Origin of the sequence: Variovorax sp. PvP013, assembly GCF_050435945.1 — a bacterium.
Classification (GTDB): domain Bacteria; phylum Pseudomonadota; class Gammaproteobacteria; order Burkholderiales; family Burkholderiaceae_C; genus Variovorax.
On the sequence record NZ_JBNDLF010000014.1, the window covers coordinates 29806 to 47600 of the forward strand.

Genomic DNA, 17795 nt, shown 5'->3' on the forward strand with positions numbered 1-17795 from the left:
TCAGAAACTGTGGCGCACGCCGACCTCGTAGCCGGTGACATCGGTACCGGCCGCGATCGTCGGGCTCGCCAGCGACGAGGACGACACCGTCAGACCCCGGGTCGCGAGACGGTCGTTGCGCACCCGGGACACGGTGGCGTAGAGCTGGGTGCGCTTGGACAGGTCGTGGCCGTAGCCCAGCGACAGCTTCCTGGAACCGGCATCGTCGAGGTCCTTGCGCCGGAACGTGCTGAAAGCGGCTCGGAACTCGTCCTTGTCGCCCAAGGCCACCGTCGCGCCCACGCCGAGCAGGTCGACGCGGCGGCCGTTGCCCCGCTCGGTCGCGAACATCGCCATCGGCTTGACCCGGCCGAGGTCGTAGGACGCGCCGACGTTGGTGGCGTCGTAGTCGACTCCCGCGGCGGTGGTCCCGCCACGGATCCGGCCGTGGCCCAGCGCGACGTTCAGTGCGCCGGCCTTGTAGCCCAGGCGCAGCGCGGCCGAATCGCGCAGCGAGCCGTTCCCGACGTTGGAAGCCTGTTCCCCGAACGCGTACTGGACCTGGCCGTAGAAGCCGCCGAGCGTCGCGGGCAGCAGGTAGTTGATGCCGTTGGACGCCCGCTTGGGCGCGCTGCCCTCGGGCGTGCCCACGGCCGTCGTCGTGCCGCCGATGAGGTTGGAACCACCCACGCCGCCGATGCCGATGTCGTTGAACGGATCGAAGGTCTCGATGTTCAGGTAGGCGGGGATCTTGTCGCGGCCGAGTCGCAACTCGCCCCAACGCTTGCTGGCCAGGCTGAGGGTGGAACGGCGATCGAACTGGAAGCCGTTCGCGTTGCCGTTGTCGGGGTTGATGCCGGCTTCCAGCCAGAACCCGCCGCTCAGGCCGCCGCCCAGGTCCTCCGTGCCGCGGAATCCCAACCGGCTGCTGGAGACGCCGCCGCTGGCCAGGCCGGTGACGGCACCCGAATCCGTGCGGATGTGCGCGACGGACGTGTCGAGCACGCCGAAGACCGCGACGTTGGACTGGGCCAGGGCGGGTCCTGCCGCGGCCGCTGCGAGGAGAAGGAAGGTCGATGACTCGCGAAGAAGATTCATGTGTGGATCAAAGAAATTTGGTACTTCGGATGGGCGCTATGCCCCTTGCCCCATCGAACGGCAGCGTACCCGGCGACAGATCGAAGCGTGCTGGCACCGGTCGGGCGAACGGCAGCCACGATGCGTTCGGGTCGAGCGTCTCATTGGACCGGGCCGATGTGACATCCCTGGGTCGGGTCGCTCGACCGTGGCATTCGCCTCTCGCGCTGGACCCCGTGCATCTCGACGCCGCACGACCCGGGCGGCGGCCGTGCGAGCAGCTTCCGAGCCCGTGCTTTCAGCGCTGAAAGCAAGGTGGCGCCTTTCCTTGCCGAGCAGATTGCCCATGGATCGCAGGAATCTCGAGTCTTCGGGAAAATCGCACCTATAAAATCGAGCCCAGCCGAGCATCGTGATGCCTCCATCGCGCCTCGATTCTCGAACGCTTTCAGCGCTGAAAGCCACACCGACAGGGAACCCATCGATGACAGCCAAAGTGATCACCGTCTTCAACCAGAAGGGAGGGTGCGGGAAAACCACCATCACGATGAGTCTGGCGGGCGCATTGACCTTCCGTGGCTATTCCTGCCTGGTCGTCGACATGGACCCGCAAGGCACCGCCAGCCGCTGGGCCAGCGCGGCGCCGGAAGAGCGCCCCTTCCCGGCCTCCGTGATGAGCCTCGCGCCGATGGAAGGCAAGATGCATCGGGAGGTCAGGAACCACATGGAAAACTTCGACGCGATCTTCATCGACTGCCCACCGGCCATGAGTTCTGCGGCCCCCACGTCGGCCATGCTGGTTTCCGACCTCGCCCTGATTCCCGTGGTGCCCAGTCCCGCGGACATCTGGGCCGCGGAGTCCGCCAAGCGGTTGGCCGAGGCGGCCCAGGCCACCAACGAATCGTTGGTGGCGCGCGTCGTGGCCAACATGGTCCAGAAGTCGACCTCGCTGGCGCGCGACCTGATCGAACTTCTCCAGGAAGACAAAGAGTTCCCGCTCATGGCTTCCTCGCTCGGGTCGAGAGCGGCTTTCCGTGAGGCGCAGATCATCGGCTCCACGGTGCATCTGGTGGCACGCGCGAAGTCCGCGGTCGACGAGGTGGAGACGATGACCGACGAGGTGTTGTCGCTGCTGGGTCTTCCCAGGAAAAGGAAAGGTACGTCGCGATGAGTCAGAAATTCGACAGGAAGAATGCCATGCGGGCCACGTTGTCGGCGGAGAAGAAGTCCGTCGAGGATCGGTTCGCCACGGCCGATGCCGTGCTCACGAAACGTCCGGCGGGCTTGGCCGCTCCGCCCGGGCGGGTGCCGGACTCCGCTTTCAGCGCTGAAAGCCACCCGGCTCGAGGCGGACGAACCGTCGTCAGCGTGACGCTCGACAGGATTCATGACAATCCTCTGAATGCGAGGACGATCTACGATCCGAATGTCGTCAAGGAATTGGCGGCGTCGCTCGCGATGCATGGGCAGATCGTGGTGGCACCGGCTGTCGAGCATCCCGAACTCCCCGGCCACTACCTGCTGATCGACGGCCATTACCGCAAGAAGGCGGCCGCGGCCGCCGGGCTGCAGAAGCTGGATCTGGAGATCAGACCGTCCGAAAGCGATGCCGAACTCTATCGCCTGAGTTGGATGCTCAACGAGGAGCGCAGCGCCCAGAGCGCCCTCGACAACGCACTGGCCTGGCGCAAGCTGCTGGACCAGGAGGTGGTGAAGAACGAGGGGCAGATCGCCGAGTTGCTGGGCGTGTCGCCGACGACCGTCAACAAGTCGCTGTCCCTGCTTCAATTGCCACCGGCGGCGCTGGAGCGGATGCGCGAGCGCCCCGAGAAGTTCGGCGTCTTCACGGGTTACGAACTCACGATGGCGTCCAAGAGGATGTCCGAGACCGAACTCGTGGGCCTGGTCGAGCGAATCCTGACCGAGGACCTCTCCACCCGCCAGGTCGCCGCGATCCGGGCCAAGCTCGAGACCGGCGACCAGCGCAAGCGCAAGGAGACGTCGCGCCAGTACAAGATCCGCCAGGGCGGTCAGCTGATCGGCTCCCTCAAGGAGTGGGACTCGGGCAAGGTGCTGCTGGAGGTGGTGCTGCCGGACTCTCAGGATCGCACGGCGCTGGTCGCCGCCTTGCGCCAACAGTTCGCGGCACCGGACTGATGCCTTCCGGCGCATGCCCGAGACATCGAGGCGGCGTCGAGAAGCACGAAAGGTGAGCTTCCGCAGGGAGTGTTTTCCAGCCATGTTCGAGCGGATGGACGCCCGAGTCGCCGTCGACCCCGTGGCCGACCTTCACACGCAGTCGGCGACGTCGAATCACCGCAAAGGTGAGCTTTTGCAGGGACTTCGGCAAGGTGAGCGTCGGTGCATTTTCGCCTCACCTTGGGAAAGCGGCGTTCGCCTGCACCCCCGAGTGACGGGGCGATGAAAATGCCCTTCCGACCCATGTCCCTGTCGGCGAATTCAGCGCCTGCGGATGCCGGATCGGAAAGTTTGCACGCACATCACGACAGGCCGACACGGTCCGGGGCGCACGACGTTCCAGCTGTGTCGCCGCGAGTCGCCCGCGAAGCCTTCACTCCCCGAACAAGCTCACCTTTGGAGGTCGCCGTCATCGAATTTCGCTCGGTGTCGCGTGCTCGACGTCCTCATCCACGAAGTGGTGGCGTCGTATCGAGTTCGACTCCCTGAAAAGCCTCACCTTTGCCAATCGTCCTGGTCGGATCCGCGTGCGCAGCGTCGACACGCGATGATGTTCTCGACTCGTCTGATGTCCTGTTCGCACGTGGGACTCCCCGAAAAAGCTCACCTTGGACGCCCCGGATCTGCTTCGAGGCGGTCGAAGCGTGTTCTGAGGGACGTGGGGTTGTTCCCGGTCCCCGTGGAACCTCACCTTTCACGATCCAGCAGCCCCCAAAGGGCTGTCGGTCATGCATTTCTTGCCGAGCAAAGGCTGTTTTGCCTTCTCGGCGCGTTCGTGGACGAGCGGTATGCCGTTGCGGCGATGCCTGTCGCCAGGGTGGAGCGCCGACCTACCGCCCTTGAGAGTATTGAATTCATAACGCTTGGAAACCTTGAATACATTGAAAGTGGCCGAATCCAGGCTGCATGCGCCCTGCAGCCCGTTTGGGGGAGCTTTCACGGGGACCTGGGTGAGCCTGCGCAGGGACATGGGTGAGGTCGCACAGGGAGTGACGTCCTCGATGGTGAGCTTGCACGGGGACCAAAGGTGTGTCGGATCAGGGAGTCGGGTGAGGTCGAACAGGGACCTGCCGATCGACGAGTTGTCCACAGGCGAGCCGCTGTCGCAGGCAATGCACGCCCGGTGCGGTGCGGCCGGTCGCGGGGACCGTGCAAAGGTGAGCCCATTGCTGCTAGATTCGCACCTTTCGCCCTCGTTCGACGGGCCGAGGGGCAAGCCACCGTGGTGACCAGAAAAGTCAAGTCAGATGCCGTGGCGGTCGCCGCGGGCGACTCGAACAACCTGCGTGAATTCCGCAAGACCAACGAGGCGATCGGCCTGCGGGTCGTGGAGGGCAGCCTCTCGCTGCTCTCGCGCAAGGTGTTCAACGTCATGATCTTCCACGCGCAGAACATGCAGGAGACGGGGATCAACGCCCCGATCGACACGCCGGCGTCGAAGAAGTACTTCTGGATCCCCCTGGCCAAGCTGGCACGCGACGCCGCCTACGACAGCAAGGACACGCAGAACCTCAAGGAGGTCCTGGAGGAGATGCAGAACATCAAGCTGAAGCTGGAGAACGGCCGGCAGTGGACCAGCGAGCGCCTGGTGTCGTCGGTGACGCTGGTGAATCCGGAAGGCTTCCACAAGAACTCCGGGCAGGTGTGGCTGGGCTATGCGTTTCCGCCGGAGGTGCACGAGCAGGTCATGGCGCCCAGCACCTTCACGCGCCTGTCGATCGTCTACCAGAGTTCGCTGAAGTCGGGCTCGGCATTGGCGCTCTACGAGATCTGCCGGCGCTACGCCACCAATCCGTCGAAGCTGACCTTCGTCCAGACCGTCGAGCACTGGCACGGACTGATCACCGGCAATCCGCTGTCCGCGGACTCCGCGCCGGTCTACAAGTACTTCAAGCGCGACACCCTCAAGCCGGCGATGGCCGAGGTCAACCAGCTCACGGACATCACCATCGAGCTCATCGAGCACAAGAACGGCCGGCGGGTGGAGAAGCTGCAGTTCAGGGTCGAGCTGGTCAAGCAGACGCCGCTGCTCTTTCCGGTGCCGGCGATCATCGACGACCAGCTGCTCCAACGGGTCGTGGCGCTGGGCTTCAGCAAGGCCGATGCGAGCGATCTGGTGGCTTCCTACAGCGACGAGGTGCTGCGCACGGCGCTCGATCGGGTCGAGGCGCGGTCGCGCGCGGCCGGCATGAGCCCGCTGAGCGCGCCGGCGGGCTATTTCCGCTGGGTGCTGCAGGACCTGGCCAAGAATCCGGCGTCGGCCGTCCAGGCGCCTCCCACGGCGCCGCCGACGCGCAAGTCCTCCGCGCCGAGCGTGATGGAGAAATTCCTCGCCGGGCGGGCCCAGGAGGCGCTGGCCGTGCACAAGGAACTCGACGAGCGGGAGCGCCGCACGGTCTTCGAGACGTTCCGGGCACAGAACGAGAGCGAGACGCTCAAGCTCGACCGCGGACTCGACAGCACCATGGTCCGGGTCCTGTTCTCGCAGTGGTACGCCAGGGAACTCTGGGGCGCTCCCACCGCGGAAGCCCTGGCCAGCTTCATCGAGAAGTCCGGCCCCTGAGCCGGGCGGGCGCGCCGGAGCGCCCCACGGCGGTCAGCCCTCCCGCTCGTGCGCGACCGCCCGGCCGGCATGCACGCCCGCCACGGCCTCGGACAGCCGCAGCAGCGAGATCGGCTTGGTGACGTGGCGCTGGAACCCGGCCGCCAGGGCCGCCTGCCGGTCGCCTTCCATGGCGAAGGCGGTCAGGGCGACGGCCGGGAGTTCGTCGGCCGACCGGATGCGGCGGATCGTCCGGATGAGCGTCAGTCCGTCCATCTCCGGCATGCCGATGTCCGACACCAGCACGTCGCAGGTCTCGGTCTCCAGCAGCCGCAGCACCTCCGCGCCGGACCCGGCCACGCGGACCTCCGCGCCCAGGCTGTTGAGCGCCACCTGGGCCATCTCGCGCGCGTCGGGCTCGTCGTCCACCAGCAGCACCCGGCAGCCCCGCAGCTCGACGACGCGCGACTCGGCGTCGTCGGAATCGTGGAAGGCCGCGGGCTGCGGCGCCCGCGCCGTCGCCGTCGGCGCGTGCAGGGGCAGGGCGACCGCGAACACCGCGCCCCGGCCCGGGCCGTCGCTGGCCGCCGTCACCGTGCCCTCGTGCAGCGCCACCAGCCCCTGGACGATCGACAGGCCCAGTCCCAGCCCGCCGGTCTTGCGGGTCTTCGACGAGTCCTCCTGGCGCATGCGTTCGAACACGTGGGGCAGGAAAAGGGGGTCGATGCCGCGTCCCGTGTCGCTCACCGACAGCGCGCCGTGGTCGGCCCGGCGGCGCACCTCGACCGTGATCGACCCGCCCGGCTCGGTGAACTTGAGCGCGTTGCCCACCAGGTTGGAGACGATCTGGAACACCCGCCGGCGATCGCCGCGCACCACGCAGGCCTCGGGCGCGACGCAGCGCAGGGCGACGCCCTTGAGCTGCGCCGAGGGCAGCTGGGCCGAGACCACCTCGGCCGCCACCGCCGCCAGGTCCACCGGTTCCAGGTTCAGCACCATCTTGCCGGCCGTCACCGCCGTGATGTCGATCAGGTCGTCGATGAGCGCGGCCTGCTGGCGCGCGTGGGTGCGGATGACCTCGGCGGCCTTGAGCGCGGTCGGGTTGTCCTGGCCCTTGCGTCGCAGGATCTCCGACCAGCCCGAGATCACGTTGAGCGGCGAGCGCAGCTCGTGCGAGACGGTGGCGAGGAAATCGTCGCGCAGCTGGCCGAGCTTCTCCGCCTCGGCGCGTGCCGTGCGCTCCTGCGTCAGGGCCCGCTCGGCGTCGTGCGCGTCGACGACGATCTGGTGCACGTCGACCAGCGTGCCGATCCACGCCCGCACGCCGCCGTCGGCATCGGCCAGGGGCCGGGCGTTGACGTCGTACCAGCGGCACGAGGGTTCGCCCGCCGGCTGCAGCAGGCAGCGCAGCGACACCGGCTGTCCGTCGCCGAGGCTGCGCCGCCAGGCCGGCGCCAGCGTCGAGACCGACGCCGGGTGGAACAGCGAGACCAGCGGGTGCCGCAGCAGACCGGCGGCTTCCACGCCCCCCGTGACCCAGGCGCGGTTGACGTAGTCGACCTGGCCGGCCGGATCGGTCTGGAAGACGCGCTGGGGCAGGGAGTCGGCCAGGGTCGCGAACTGGCGCTCGCTCAGGCGCCGGGCCTCGGTCTGGTCGAGCGTGGTGCGCGCCATGCGCGCCATGGCGCGCCGCACGCCCGCCACCTCGCTCGGCGTCGCGGCGCCGTAGGTCGACGCGGCACCGGCGGCGGCCCACTGCGTGTCGACGGCGTGCAGGCCGAGCTGGCGCACCGGCAGCAGCAGCCGTCCCGTCGCCCACCAGGCGAGCAGGGCGCCGCCGCAGCCGAGCGTGATGGCCGCCAGCACGAAGGCCAGGCGCAGGTGGCTGGCCGCCGCCGTGGCCAGCGCGGCGGGCTGGCGCGCCACCACGCGCCAGCCGAAGCCGGGGAACGCGCCGTGCGGCACCGTGCTGGCGCTCACGGTCAGCCAGGACCGGCCGTCGGGCCAGTCGACCAGCCGCGCGGGGTCGCCCGGCGCGCCGGCGACCGGGCCGAGCACGGTCCCCACGGGCACGTCCGGCGTCGCGGCCAGCACGACCTTGCCGGCCGAGTCGACCAGCAGCGCCTCGACGCCGTGGGTCGTCCTCAGGGGGCCGAAGATGTCGTTGCGCAGGCGCTCGGTCCACTGCCAGCCGATGTGCGTCGCGAAGACCCGGACGATCTGTCCGGTGTCGTCCCGGATCGGCGCGCTGGCGTCGAGGAAGCGCAGCTTCTCGCCGTTGCCCGGCGGCGGCAGCAGTTCGGCCAGGCGCACCGCGTCATGCACGTCGCCCACGAACAGGCCGCGCCGGCCTTCCTCGTAGCTGGGCCGCCCCGCCAGGCTGCCGCCCTCGAAGAGGCCGCCGCTGGCTGCCAGGACCCGGGCCGTCCCGACGTCGACGACGGCCGCGTAGGCGAACGCGGGGTTGGCGCGCAGGAAGTCGTCGAGGGCGCCGCGCATCGACGCCGCGGTCGACGCCGGACTGCGGAAGCGGTCCTGCAGGCTCTGCGTCACCGCCGCCTGCGCGAAGCCGTCCATGCCGGTGGCCAGTTCGCGCGCGAGCTGGCGCGAGACGATGTCGAGGTTGGCGGCGCTCTGCCGCAGCACCTGCCGCTCGGCGGCCGTCGCCATCAGCACCGCCAGCGTGACCGCGACGACCAGGACCAGCGCGGCCAGCGTGGCGCCGAGCCGGGCCTGGAGACTCGGAAGTTGGAACAGGTGCGCGGACTTCTTCATCATTTGAGATACATCAAAAGTATCAATATAAGAACCTGCGTATCGTTGTGTTACGCCAAAGACATCATAGGTTTGCGGCCCCGGCGCCGTCACCCTCCATGGCGTGAAACCATGCGAGCGGTCAGTGATCACGCACCACCGGTCGGCGGAAGCGGCCGCGCAGGCCGTCCGACGCTTCGCGGCATACTCGAAACGGTCTGCAACCCACCTGAAATCTTGCGAATGGATAAAGAAGTCGACCCCGCGGTCCTCGCGGTCATCAACGAGAAGCGCCTGCTGGGCGACAAGCGCACCCCCGTGGAGATCATCGCCAGGATGGGCGTGTTCGACGCCCGCCAGCAGGCCGCCGAGTCGGCCTGGCTGGCCACCGGCGACAACATCATCGCCACCGTCTGGGCCGAGTTCGTGAGCCCGGGCGAGGGCGGACGCTGGTTCTGCCTGGAATCGCTCGACACCCTGCGGCGCCTGGGCGACGGCGGCGGCGAGCGCAGCGAGGTGCAGATCCGCCGCGCCAAGGACCGGCTCGGCCTGCTCAAGCGCGCGTTCGACCGCGACCAGGGCCTGCGCGTCGTGCTGCAGACCAACCGCGTCGCCATCGCCGACGTCGAGACCGACAAGGCCGCCAAGGTGTCGGTGCGCGTGCCGGACGACCAGGAATGGCACGTCGCCGCCTGGGACGCCGACGAGAAGATGGCGGTGCTGGTGCGCGGCGAGCGCGGCTGGCAGCCGGGCGAGGCCGAGATCGACGCCGCCCGCGCGCGCGGCAGCGTGCCGGCGAAGCGCCGCGACGATCCGGGGGCGCAGGCGTCGCAGGACGACGTGCAGGCCGCCGCCAAGGCCTACCTGACCAAGCACTTCTCCAGCTACGGCTACCGCACCGAGGACGTGAGCGCCCAGCGGCTCGGCCACGACATCCAGGTCTCGGACAAGAAGGGCAACACGCTGCTGAAGCTGGCGGTCAAGGGCACCGTGCCCGGCCGGACCGGCTTCCGCCTCACGGCCGAGGAGCGCGCCGCGGTCGCCAAGGGCGACCCGTGGCGCCTCGCCGTCGTCACCGAGGCGACCAGTCCGGCGGCGACGCACAAGCTCTACCGGTCGACCGAGATCAACAACGCGTCGGGCCTGGAGCCGCTGCTGGACTGACGGCGCGGGCGGCGCGTCACGGCGGTGTCACGCGGGGGCGGCATCGTCGCGGCCCTCACTGGCCACCCTTCCTCCGACGCATGTCCTTTCCGATCCGCAGCGCCGCCGGCGCCGCCTTGCTCTGCATCGCCGCGCTCGTCCCCGTCCACGCCCAGCAGGCCCAGCAGGCCCCGCAGGCCTACCCGGCCGTCCTCGCCGGCCACGCCGTGCTGCCGGCGCAGACCGTCATCCCGGCGCCGCGCCACGCGCCGGCCGACCTGCAGACCAGCGGCAAGTTCACCACCGCGCGCCGCGTGGACGAACCCGGCAGCGTCGAGGGCACCTCGGCCGGACGCCCCACCGGCGTGTCGCTGCCGTTCCGCGGCCAGCCGGCGCAGGGCCACTCGGGCATCAAGCGCATGGCCGACGGAACGTTCTGGGTCCTGACGGACAACGGCGCCGGCACCAAGGCCAACTCGCCGGACTTCATGCTCTACCTCAACCACTACGCGGTGGACTTCCAGAGCGGCGAGTTCACGCGCCGCAGGACCGTCTTCCTGCACGACCCGGACCGCAAGGTGCCGTTCCGCATCGCCGAGGAGGGCACCAAGGAACGCTACCTGACCGGCGCGGACTTCGACCCCGAGAGCTTCCAGTTCGCCGGCGGCGCGCTGTGGATCGGCGACGAGTTCGGCCCGTACCTGATCAAGGCCGACCTCGACGGCCGCGTGCTGGCGGTGTTCGACACCCGGGTCGACGGCCGCGTCGTGCGCTCGCCCGACCATCCCGCCGTCACCACCGCCGCCGCGCCCGACGCCAAGGCGCCGGCCTTCGACGTCAAGCGCTCCAAGGGTTTCGAGGGCATGGCCGCGAGTCCGGACGGCAGCCGGCTGTACGCGCTGCTCGAAGGCCCGCTGTGGGACGAGGCGTCGAAGGCCTACGAGGCGGTCGACGGCGGCCGGCACTACCTGCGCGTGCTGGAGTTCGACGTCCAGGCCGGCCGCTGGACCGGCCGCCACTGGAAGTACGTGCTCGAAGCCGACCACCACGCCATCGGCGACTTCAACCTGATCGACGCCACCACCGGCCTCGTCATCGAGCGCGACAACGGCGAGGGCACCGCCGACCGCGCCTGCCCGGCCGGCGAGAAGCGCGCCGACTGCTTCCACGACGTCGCCAGGTTCAAGCGCGTCTACAAGGTGGAGATGACCGACGCCAACGCCGGCGCGCCGCTGCGCAAGGTCGGCTTCGTCGACCTGCTCGACATCCAGGACCCGCGCCGGCTGGCGAGGAAGCCGCTGACCGACGGCGTGCTGGCGTTTCCCTTCTTCACCATCGAGAACGTCGACGTCGTGGACGCCACGCACATCGTGGTGGGCAACGACAACAACCTGCCCTTCAGCAGCAGCCGCGACCCCGTGCGGGCCGACGACAACGAGCTGGTGCTGCTGGAGGTCGGCGAGCTGCTGCGCGCGCGCTGAGCGCCGGCGTCGAGCGCCGCCGGATCGACCGGCGCTCAGGACGCCGGCACGCGGTAGTGGTAGGCGTAGGCGACCCGGAAGCCGAGGCGCTCGTACAGGTCGATGGCCGGGCGGTTGGCCGCGAGCACCTGGAGAAAGGCCGTGTCGGCGCCGCGCCGCGCACCCCAGGCCAGGAGCGCACCGCACAGCCGCCGGGCCTCGCCCCGGCGCAGGTGGTCGGGGCGGGTCGCGATGTCGAACAGCCCGACGAGCCGATCGACCATGACGCCCAGTCCGCAGCACACCGGCCGGCCGTCGCGGCTTCGCACGGCCCAGGCGCAGGGATGCGCGATGCGCCGCAGGATGTCCCGGTGCGCGGCCTGGTCCGCGCCGGCCTGTCCGGCGACGTCGCCGAAGGCGTCGAGCCACGCCGTCGCGTCCGCCGCCAGCGCCGGGTCGGCCGTGGCGTCGGCCGGCGACAGCGGCCGCGTCATCACCAGCGACGGATCGCGGGCCCGGTAGCCCCGGCGCGCCAGCCGGTCGTCGGCCTCCCGGGCCTGCTCGGGCGTCGGCAGGCCGGCGGGCAGCCGGAAGACCGGCGTCAGTCCGCGACGCCGGAAGTGGTCCTCGATCGCGTCGACGTCGGTCTCGCGCAGGGGGAGCGCGTGCGCCGTCGCGTTGGCCGAGTTGGCGCGCTTCGTGTGGCCGCGGTCCAGGCGCAGGTGCCAGCCCCGGAGGTCCAGGGTCCGTTCGGAGGGCCAGGCCGCGAACGCGGCGGCTTCGAGGGTCGGCACGGATGTCATGGTCGCGCGGGGGAGGGCGCCGGTCGGGCGGGCGGAAACGAAGACAGCCCCGGATGGGGCTGTCGAGGAGGTCGGTACGAGGCGAGGCGGGCTCGCCGCCGCGCCTTACTTCTTGGTCTTCTTGGCCGGAGCGGCGGCCTTCTTCGCCGGGGCCGCCTTCTTGGCGGTCGCGGCGGTGGCGGCCGGCTTGGCCGCTGCCGCCTTGTCGGCCTTGCGCTTGGCGGCCTTGGGGTCGACGGCGGCCTTGAAGGCGGCGCCGGGGACGAACTTCGGCAGCTTGGCGGCGGCGATCTTGAGCTTGTCGCCGGTGCTCGGGTTCACGCCGGTGCGCGCGGCGCGGGCGACCTGCTTGAAGGTGCCGAAACCGAGGATCTGGACGGGATCGCCCTTCTTGACGGCGCCGACGATGGCGCCGGTGACGGTGTCCAGGACGCGGGCGGCTTCGGCCTTGCTCAGGTCATGGGCGGCGGCGATGGTTTGGACGAGTTCGATGCGGTTCAATGGAAGTCCTTGAGAGAGGGGAAAGCGTCCCGGCAGGAGGGCCGGGGCGACGCGCCGGCGCGAAGGGCGGCAAGCGGGCGCGAAGTTTAGCGTCGCTCGAATGCCCGTCGCAGCGGGACAGGCAACCGTGGGGACGGGGCCTTATCTGTTTTCGGCATGAAGTAGTCGGAACTTGATCGTTCCGGATCCAGGTCGGGCTCCCCAGAATCCACGGCTCCAGCTTCATTCCCCACCGCGTTCCCCGACGGACGCACCTGCCCGCCGCTCCCCCATGACCGTTCTCCTGATCGCCAGCAGCCCGACGATCCCGTCGCGCTCCACCGCCCTGCTCGAAGCCGCGGGGGAACGGCTGTCGCGGCGCGGCGCCCGCATCGAGCGCCTGGCCATCCGCGACCTGCCGGCCCAGGCGCTGCTGGGGGCCGAGTGGACGCACCCGGCCATCGAGCGCGCCATCGACCAGGTGGCGCGCGCCCGCGTCGTGGTGGTCGCGACCCCGATCTACAAGGCGGCCTACAGCGGCGTGCTGAAGGTCTTCCTCGACCTGCTCTCGCAGACCGCGCTCAAGGGCAAGACGGTGCTGCCGCTGGCCACCGGCGGCAGTCCGCACCACATGCTGGCGCTCGACTACGCCCTGCGCCCGGTGTTGCAGACCCTGTCGGCGCGCCACATCCTGCCGGGCATCTACGCCACCGACTCGCAGATCACCCTGACCCCCGAGGGCGCGCACCAGGTCCACGCCGACCTCTCGCAGCGCCTGGACGACGCCGGCGACATCCTGGCCACCGAGGCGCTCGGCCTGGGCACGGCGCACCACGGCTTCGAGTCGATCGCCTTCTCGCAGGTGCGATGCAGCGTCTGACGACGCCGGCCGCTTCCCTCGCGACCCGCCCGGTGCGCCGATTCCGCGCCGCGCGGGCATCCCATCGACCGCAGGAGACCCGTTCATGACATCCGATCCGACCACCCACCCGACACGCACCGCGCGCCGCCGTCTGCTCCAGGGCACGGCCGTCGCGCTGGCGCTGGCGCCGCTGGGCGCCCTCGCCCAGGGCCAGGCGCCGGCGCGCACGCTGCGCATCGGCCACCAGAAGGGCTACCTGAGCCTGCTCAGGGGCCGCGGCACGCTGGAGAAGCGGCTCGCGCTACTGGGCGTGGCGGTCAAGTGGACCGAGTTCACGGCCGGCCCGGTGCAGCTCGAAGCGCTCAACGTCGGCTCGATCGACTTCGGCGACGTCGGCGAGGCGCCGCCGATCTTCGCGCAGGCCGCCGGCGCGCCGCTGGCCTACGTGGCGGCGACCGTGCATCGCCCGGCGGCCGAGGCGGTGCTGGTGCCGGCGAACTCCGCCCTGCGCACGGTGGCCGATCTCAAGGGCAGGAAGATCGCCTTCAACAAGGGCAGCAACGTCCATTACTTCCTCGTCAAGCTGCTGGAGAAGCACGGCCTGGCCTACGGCGACGTGAACCCGGTCTTCCTGCCGCCGGCCGATGCCCGCGCCGCCTTCGAGCGCGGCGCGATCGACGCCTGGGTCATCTGGGACCCGTTCCTGGCCTCGGCCCAGCACGCGATCGGCGCGCGCGTCCTGGCCGACGCCCGGGGCGTGGTGGGCAACCGCGCCTACTACTTCTCCTCGCAGGACTACGCGCGACGCCATGCCGACGTGCTGCGCGGCGTCGTCGAGGAGATCGAGGGGGTCGAGCGCTGGGCGACGTCGAACCGCGACGCTTTCGCCACCGAGCTGGCGACGCTCTGGGGCACGCCCAAGCCGGCGGTGGACATCGCCGTCGCGCGCTGGCAGTTCGGCACGGTGCCGGTGACCCGGGCCATCCTGGCCGAGCAGCAGGCCATCGCCGACACCTTCCTCGCATTGAAGCTCATCCCCAGGCGCATCGACGTCCTCGACGCGGCGGCGCCCGGCCTCGCGGCCTGAAGTGCGATCCGCCACCCGCTCTTTCCGACGCTCCCACCGCCTTCCTCTCCCGCTCCACGACCGCCCATGCAAGTCTTCTGGTTCCTCCCCACCCACGGCGACAGCCGCTACCTCGGCACCACCGAGGGCGCGCGCGCGGTCGACCTCGACTACCTGCAGCAGATCGCCGGCGCCGCCGACCGCCTCGGCTACGAGGGCGTGCTGATCCCGACCGGGCGCTCCTGCGAGGACCCCTGGGTCGTCGCCTCCAGCCTGATCGGCGCGACACGGCGGCTGAAGTTCCTGGTCGCGGTGCGCCCCGGCCTGCACCAGCCGGCGCTGGCCGCGCGCATGGCCGCGACCTTCGACCGGCTCTCCGGCGGCCGGCTGCTGGTCAACCTGGTCACCGGCGGCGACCGCGCCGAGCTGGAGGGCGACGGCGTGTTCCTCGACCACGCCGAGCGCTACGCGCAGTCGGCCGAGTTCATCCGCATCTGGCGCGAGGTGATCGAGCGCAGCCACGCCGGCGGCAGCGTCGACTTCGACGGCCGGCACCTGAGCGTCAAGGGCGCCAAGCTGCTGTTCCCGAGCGTGCAGCGGCCGCACCCGCCGGTGTGGTTCGGCGGTTCGTCGGAAGCGGCGCACGAGCTCGCGGCCGAGCAGGTCGACAGCTACCTCACCTGGGGCGAGCCGCCGGCCGAGGTCGCGAAGAAGATCGCCGACGTCCGGGCGCGCGCCGCGCGCCGGGGCCGCGCGGTGACGTTCGGCATCCGCCTGCACGTCGTCGTGCGCGAGACCGAGGACGCGGCCTGGCGGGCCGCCGAGTCGCTCATCGGCCGCGTCGACGACGAGACGGTGGTGCGCGCGCAGGCCGCGTTCGCCCGCATGGATTCGGTCGGCCAGCGCCGCATGGCCGCGCTGCACGCGGGCGGCGCCAAGCGGACGCGCGCCGACCTGGAGATCAGCCCCAACCTGTGGGCCGGCGTCGGCCTGGTGCGTGGCGGTGCCGGCACGGCGCTGGTGGGCGACCCGCAGACCGTGGCCGCGCGCATCGAGGAATACGCCGCGCTGGGCATCGACCACTTCATCTTCTCCGGCTACCCGCACCTGGAGGAGGCCTACCGCTTCGCCGAGCTGGTCTTCCCGCTGCTGCCGGCCAAGCAGCGCGCCGGCGCTGCCGGTCTTGCCGGCGGCTCGCCGACCGGTCCTTTCGGCGAGGTCGTCGCCAACCTCGACGCGCCCTCGCGCCTCGTCTCCCAGAGCTGAACACATGAACACGAACACGATCGGCGGCCCCACGCCCACACTCGGCGCCCTGCGTGCCACCGTGCCGTCCCCCTCGCAAGGCACGACACCGGCGGACCGGCAAAGCCGGATCCGCGGTGTCCCACGCCTGTCCGGATTCCTGCTGAGCGTCGGGCGGCGGCTGATTCCCTGGCTGGTGCCGGTCACGCTGATCGTGGCCTGGCAGATCGCCTCGTCGTCGGGCTGGCTGTCGACGCGGGTGCTGCCGGCGCCGCTCGACGTCGTCAAGGCGGCCTGGACGCTCACCGCGTCGGGCGAGCTGTGGACGCACGTCAAGGTCAGCGCCGGGCGGGCGCTCGCGGGGCTGGCGATCGGCGGCGGGCTCGGGCTGGCGCTCGGGCTGCTGACCGGGTCGGTGAAGTTCTTCGAGACATTGCTGGACTCGACCATCCAGATGGTGCGCAACATCCCGGCGCTGGCGCTGATCCCGCTGGTGATCCTGTGGTTCGGCATCGACGAGACGGCCAAGCTGTTCCTCATCAGCGTGTCGGTGTTCTTCCCGATCTACCTCAACACCTTCCACGGCATCCGCAACGTCGACCCGCAGCTGATCGAGATGGGCCGCACCTACGGCCTGTCGCGCTGGGACCTGTACCGCCAGGTGATCCTGCCGGGCGCGCTGTCGTCGATCCTGGTCGGGCTGCGCTTCTCGCTCGGGCTGATGTGGGTGATCCTGATCGTGGCCGAGACGATCTCGGCGCAGGCCGGCATCGGCTACCTGACGATGAACGCGCGGGAGTTCCTGCAGACCGACATCGTGCTGGTGGGGATCCTGCTGTACGCGCTGCTGGGCAAGCTGGCCGACCTGTTCGCGCGCAGCCTCGAGCACTGGTGGCTGCGCTGGCACCCCGGGTATCAAGGCTGACCCCCAGTCTTCGCGCACTGCGTGTCGCTTCGCCAACCCCCTTCCAGGGGGCGACACCGGTGGACCGGCGGAGCCGGTTCCACGGTGTCACTGGCATGGGCCGCGCAGGTGCGGGGAGTGTCGGAGATGCGCAGCGGCGTCGAGGGATTGCCGAGGATCGATCACGGATTTCGAGTTTGGAATTGTCATGAATCAGGACGGAACGGGTTTCAGCCGGCGCGCCGCGCTGGTCGCGCTGGCGGGGCTGGCGGGGAGCGGGACGGTGTCGGCGCAGGGCGCGTCGGCGTCGGCGACGGTGCGCATCGGTTATCAGAAGTCGTCGACGCTGATCGCGGTGCTCAAGGCGCAGGGGACGCTGGAGCAGCGGCTGGCGCCGCTGGGGGTGAAGCCGAGCTGGCACGAGTTCACGAGCGGGCTGCCGCTGCTGGAGGCGCTCAACCTCGACAACCTGGACGTCACGGCGGACGTCGCCGACACGGTGCCGGTGTTCGCGCAGGCCGCCGGGGCGCGGCTGACCTTCGTGGCGCGGGAGACGGCGTCGCCGGCGGCGCAGGCGATCCTGGTGCGCGCCGACTCGCCGCTGCAGCGGGTGGCCGATCTCAAGGGCCGCAAGGTCGGCTTCGCCAAGGCGGCCGGCGCGCACTACCTGCTGATCGCGGCGCTGGAGAAGGCCGGGCTGTCGCTGCGCGACGTCGAGCCGGCCTACCTCACGCCGGCCGACGGGCGCGCGGCCTTCGAGCGCGGCGCCATCGACGCCTGGGTCGTGTGGGACCCGTTCCTGGCCGCGGCCGAGCGGCAGTCCGGCGCCCGCGTGCTGGCCGACGGCACCGGCATCGCGTCGTACCAGCGCTACTACCTGGCGCGCACGCGCTTCGCCGAGGCGCGGCCGGACGTGCTGAACCTGCTGTACGCCGGACTGGCCGAGACCGGCCGATGGGTCAAGCGCCGGCCGGCCGAGGCGGCCGCGCTGCTCTCGCCGGTCTGGGGACTGGACAGGGCCGTCATCGAGCAGGCCAACGCCCGCCGCAGCTACGACGTGCGTCCGGTGCTGGCCGCCGAGCTGGACGAGCAGCAGCGGATCGCCGATGCCTTCCTGGCCGAGCGGCTGCTGCCGCGCCGGGTCGACGCGCGGGACGTGGCGCTGTTCAGGCCGGGAACGCCGGCATGAGCACGGGCACCGACGGCGCCCACCTGCCGCATCACGCGACCGGCGACGCCTCCATGTCAACGAGTACCGCGCCGCGCCGCGCCAAGGAATTT

General features: G+C 70.5%; 15 protein-coding genes. 10 read left to right on the forward strand and 5 right to left on the reverse strand.

Annotated elements, in window-relative coordinates:
* Positions 1–1077, reverse strand: coding sequence for a porin (locus ABID77_RS21535; RefSeq protein ID WP_429600411.1), 1077 nt, complete (start codon positions 1075–1077; stop codon positions 1–3).
* Positions 1078–1540: 463 nt separating this feature from the next.
* Between ABID77_RS21535 and parA the strand changes: the two genes are divergently transcribed.
* The gene (gene parA, locus ABID77_RS21540; protein ID WP_429600414.1) at positions 1541–2227 is read left to right on the forward strand and encodes a ParA family partition ATPase; all 687 of its coding nucleotides are present in this window, start codon (positions 1541–1543) and stop codon (positions 2225–2227) included.
* On the forward strand, positions 2224–3213 hold the full coding sequence (locus ABID77_RS21545) for a ParB/RepB/Spo0J family partition protein (RefSeq protein ID WP_429600417.1): 990 nt from the start codon (positions 2224–2226) through the stop codon (positions 3211–3213). The genes parA and ABID77_RS21545 overlap by 4 nt, the downstream gene beginning before the upstream one ends.
* Before the next feature lie 736 nt (positions 3214–3949).
* On the opposite strand, the gene ABID77_RS21550 is transcribed toward ABID77_RS21545, so the two are convergent.
* Positions 3950–4225 (reverse strand): hypothetical protein, encoded by a 276-nt coding sequence (locus ABID77_RS21550; RefSeq protein WP_429600420.1) that lies wholly within the window; start codon positions 4223–4225, stop codon positions 3950–3952.
* Between the two features lie 252 nt (positions 4226–4477).
* On the opposite strand from ABID77_RS21550, the gene ABID77_RS21555 reads away from it, so the two are divergent.
* Positions 4478–5818 carry a replication initiation protein gene (locus ABID77_RS21555; RefSeq protein WP_429600422.1) on the forward strand — a complete coding sequence of 447 codons (1341 nt, stop codon included), beginning with the start codon at positions 4478–4480 and terminating at the stop codon, positions 5816–5818.
* A gap of 33 nt (positions 5819–5851) precedes the next feature.
* Here ABID77_RS21555 and ABID77_RS21560 read toward each other — a convergent pair whose 3' ends face one another.
* Complete coding sequence (locus tag ABID77_RS21560; protein ID WP_429600424.1) at positions 5852–8575, reverse strand: ATP-binding protein; 2724 nt, start codon at positions 8573–8575, stop codon at positions 5852–5854.
* A gap of 219 nt (positions 8576–8794) precedes the next feature.
* On the opposite strand from ABID77_RS21560, the gene ABID77_RS21565 reads away from it, so the two are divergent.
* Both ABID77_RS21565 and ABID77_RS21570 read left to right on the forward strand, forming a co-directional pair.
* A complete protein-coding gene (locus tag ABID77_RS21565) occupies positions 8795–9715 on the forward strand; it encodes a protein NO VEIN domain-containing protein (RefSeq protein ID WP_429600425.1) in 921 nt (306 codons plus the stop codon).
* A gap of 80 nt (positions 9716–9795) precedes the next feature.
* Positions 9796–11175, forward strand: coding sequence for an esterase-like activity of phytase family protein (locus ABID77_RS21570; RefSeq protein WP_429600427.1), 1380 nt, complete (start codon positions 9796–9798; stop codon positions 11173–11175).
* A gap of 35 nt (positions 11176–11210) precedes the next feature.
* Here ABID77_RS21570 and ABID77_RS21575 read toward each other — a convergent pair whose 3' ends face one another.
* Together ABID77_RS21575 and ABID77_RS21580 are read right to left on the reverse strand one after the other, a co-directional pair.
* A complete protein-coding gene (locus ABID77_RS21575) occupies positions 11211–11948 on the reverse strand; it encodes a GNAT family N-acetyltransferase (RefSeq protein WP_429600428.1) in 738 nt (245 codons plus the stop codon).
* 114 nt (positions 11949–12062) lie between these two features.
* On the reverse strand, positions 12063–12458 hold the full coding sequence (locus ABID77_RS21580) for an HU family DNA-binding protein (RefSeq protein WP_429600430.1): 396 nt from the start codon (positions 12456–12458) through the stop codon (positions 12063–12065).
* A gap of 271 nt (positions 12459–12729) precedes the next feature.
* Here ABID77_RS21580 and ssuE point away from each other — a divergent pair, with 271 nt between their 5' ends.
* The 5 genes from ssuE (at position 12730) to ABID77_RS21605 (ending at position 17703) form a co-directional block, all read left to right on the forward strand.
* The gene (gene ssuE / locus ABID77_RS21585; protein ID WP_429600432.1) at positions 12730–13317 is read left to right on the forward strand and encodes an NADPH-dependent FMN reductase; all 588 of its coding nucleotides are present in this window, start codon (positions 12730–12732) and stop codon (positions 13315–13317) included.
* A gap of 85 nt (positions 13318–13402) precedes the next feature.
* Positions 13403–14386, forward strand: a complete 984-nt coding sequence (locus ABID77_RS21590) for a sulfonate ABC transporter substrate-binding protein (RefSeq protein ID WP_429600434.1) — start codon at positions 13403–13405, stop codon at positions 14384–14386.
* A 66-nt stretch (positions 14387–14452) separates the two neighbouring features.
* Positions 14453–15631, forward strand: coding sequence for an FMNH2-dependent alkanesulfonate monooxygenase (gene ssuD / locus ABID77_RS21595; RefSeq protein WP_429600436.1), 1179 nt, complete (start codon positions 14453–14455; stop codon positions 15629–15631).
* 4 nt (positions 15632–15635) lie between these two features.
* On the forward strand, positions 15636–16535 hold the full coding sequence (ssuC, locus tag ABID77_RS21600) for an aliphatic sulfonate ABC transporter permease SsuC (RefSeq protein WP_429600437.1): 900 nt from the start codon (positions 15636–15638) through the stop codon (positions 16533–16535).
* A gap of 187 nt (positions 16536–16722) precedes the next feature.
* Positions 16723–17703, forward strand: a complete 981-nt coding sequence (locus ABID77_RS21605) for an aliphatic sulfonate ABC transporter substrate-binding protein (RefSeq protein ID WP_429600439.1) — start codon at positions 16723–16725, stop codon at positions 17701–17703.
* Positions 17704–17795 lie beyond the last annotated feature (92 nt).

What these genes read in the sequence shown, in the direction of transcription:
- ABID77_RS21535 (WP_429600411.1), bottom strand. Translation starts at nt 1,077, where the DNA reads ATGAATCTTCTTCGCGAGTCATCGACCTTCCTTCTCCTCGCAGCGGCC.
- parA (WP_429600414.1), top strand. Translation starts at nt 1,541, where the DNA reads ATGACAGCCAAAGTGATCACCGTCTTCAACCAGAAGGGAGGGTGCGGG.
- ABID77_RS21545 (WP_429600417.1), top strand. Translation starts at nt 2,224, where the DNA reads ATGAGTCAGAAATTCGACAGGAAGAATGCCATGCGGGCCACGTTGTCG.
- ABID77_RS21550 (WP_429600420.1), bottom strand. Translation starts at nt 4,225, where the DNA reads ATGTCCCTGCGCAGGCTCACCCAGGTCCCCGTGAAAGCTCCCCCAAAC.
- ABID77_RS21560 (WP_429600424.1), bottom strand. Translation starts at nt 8,575, where the DNA reads ATGATGAAGAAGTCCGCGCACCTGTTCCAACTTCCGAGTCTCCAGGCC.
- ABID77_RS21565 (WP_429600425.1), top strand. Translation starts at nt 8,795, where the DNA reads ATGGATAAAGAAGTCGACCCCGCGGTCCTCGCGGTCATCAACGAGAAG.
- ABID77_RS21570 (WP_429600427.1), top strand. Translation starts at nt 9,796, where the DNA reads ATGTCCTTTCCGATCCGCAGCGCCGCCGGCGCCGCCTTGCTCTGCATC.
- ssuE (WP_429600432.1), top strand. Translation starts at nt 12,730, where the DNA reads ATGACCGTTCTCCTGATCGCCAGCAGCCCGACGATCCCGTCGCGCTCC.
- ABID77_RS21590 (WP_429600434.1), top strand. Translation starts at nt 13,403, where the DNA reads ATGACATCCGATCCGACCACCCACCCGACACGCACCGCGCGCCGCCGT.
- ssuD (WP_429600436.1), top strand. Translation starts at nt 14,453, where the DNA reads ATGCAAGTCTTCTGGTTCCTCCCCACCCACGGCGACAGCCGCTACCTC.
- ssuC (WP_429600437.1), top strand. Translation starts at nt 15,636, where the DNA reads ATGAACACGAACACGATCGGCGGCCCCACGCCCACACTCGGCGCCCTG.
- ABID77_RS21605 (WP_429600439.1), top strand. Translation starts at nt 16,723, where the DNA reads ATGAATCAGGACGGAACGGGTTTCAGCCGGCGCGCCGCGCTGGTCGCG.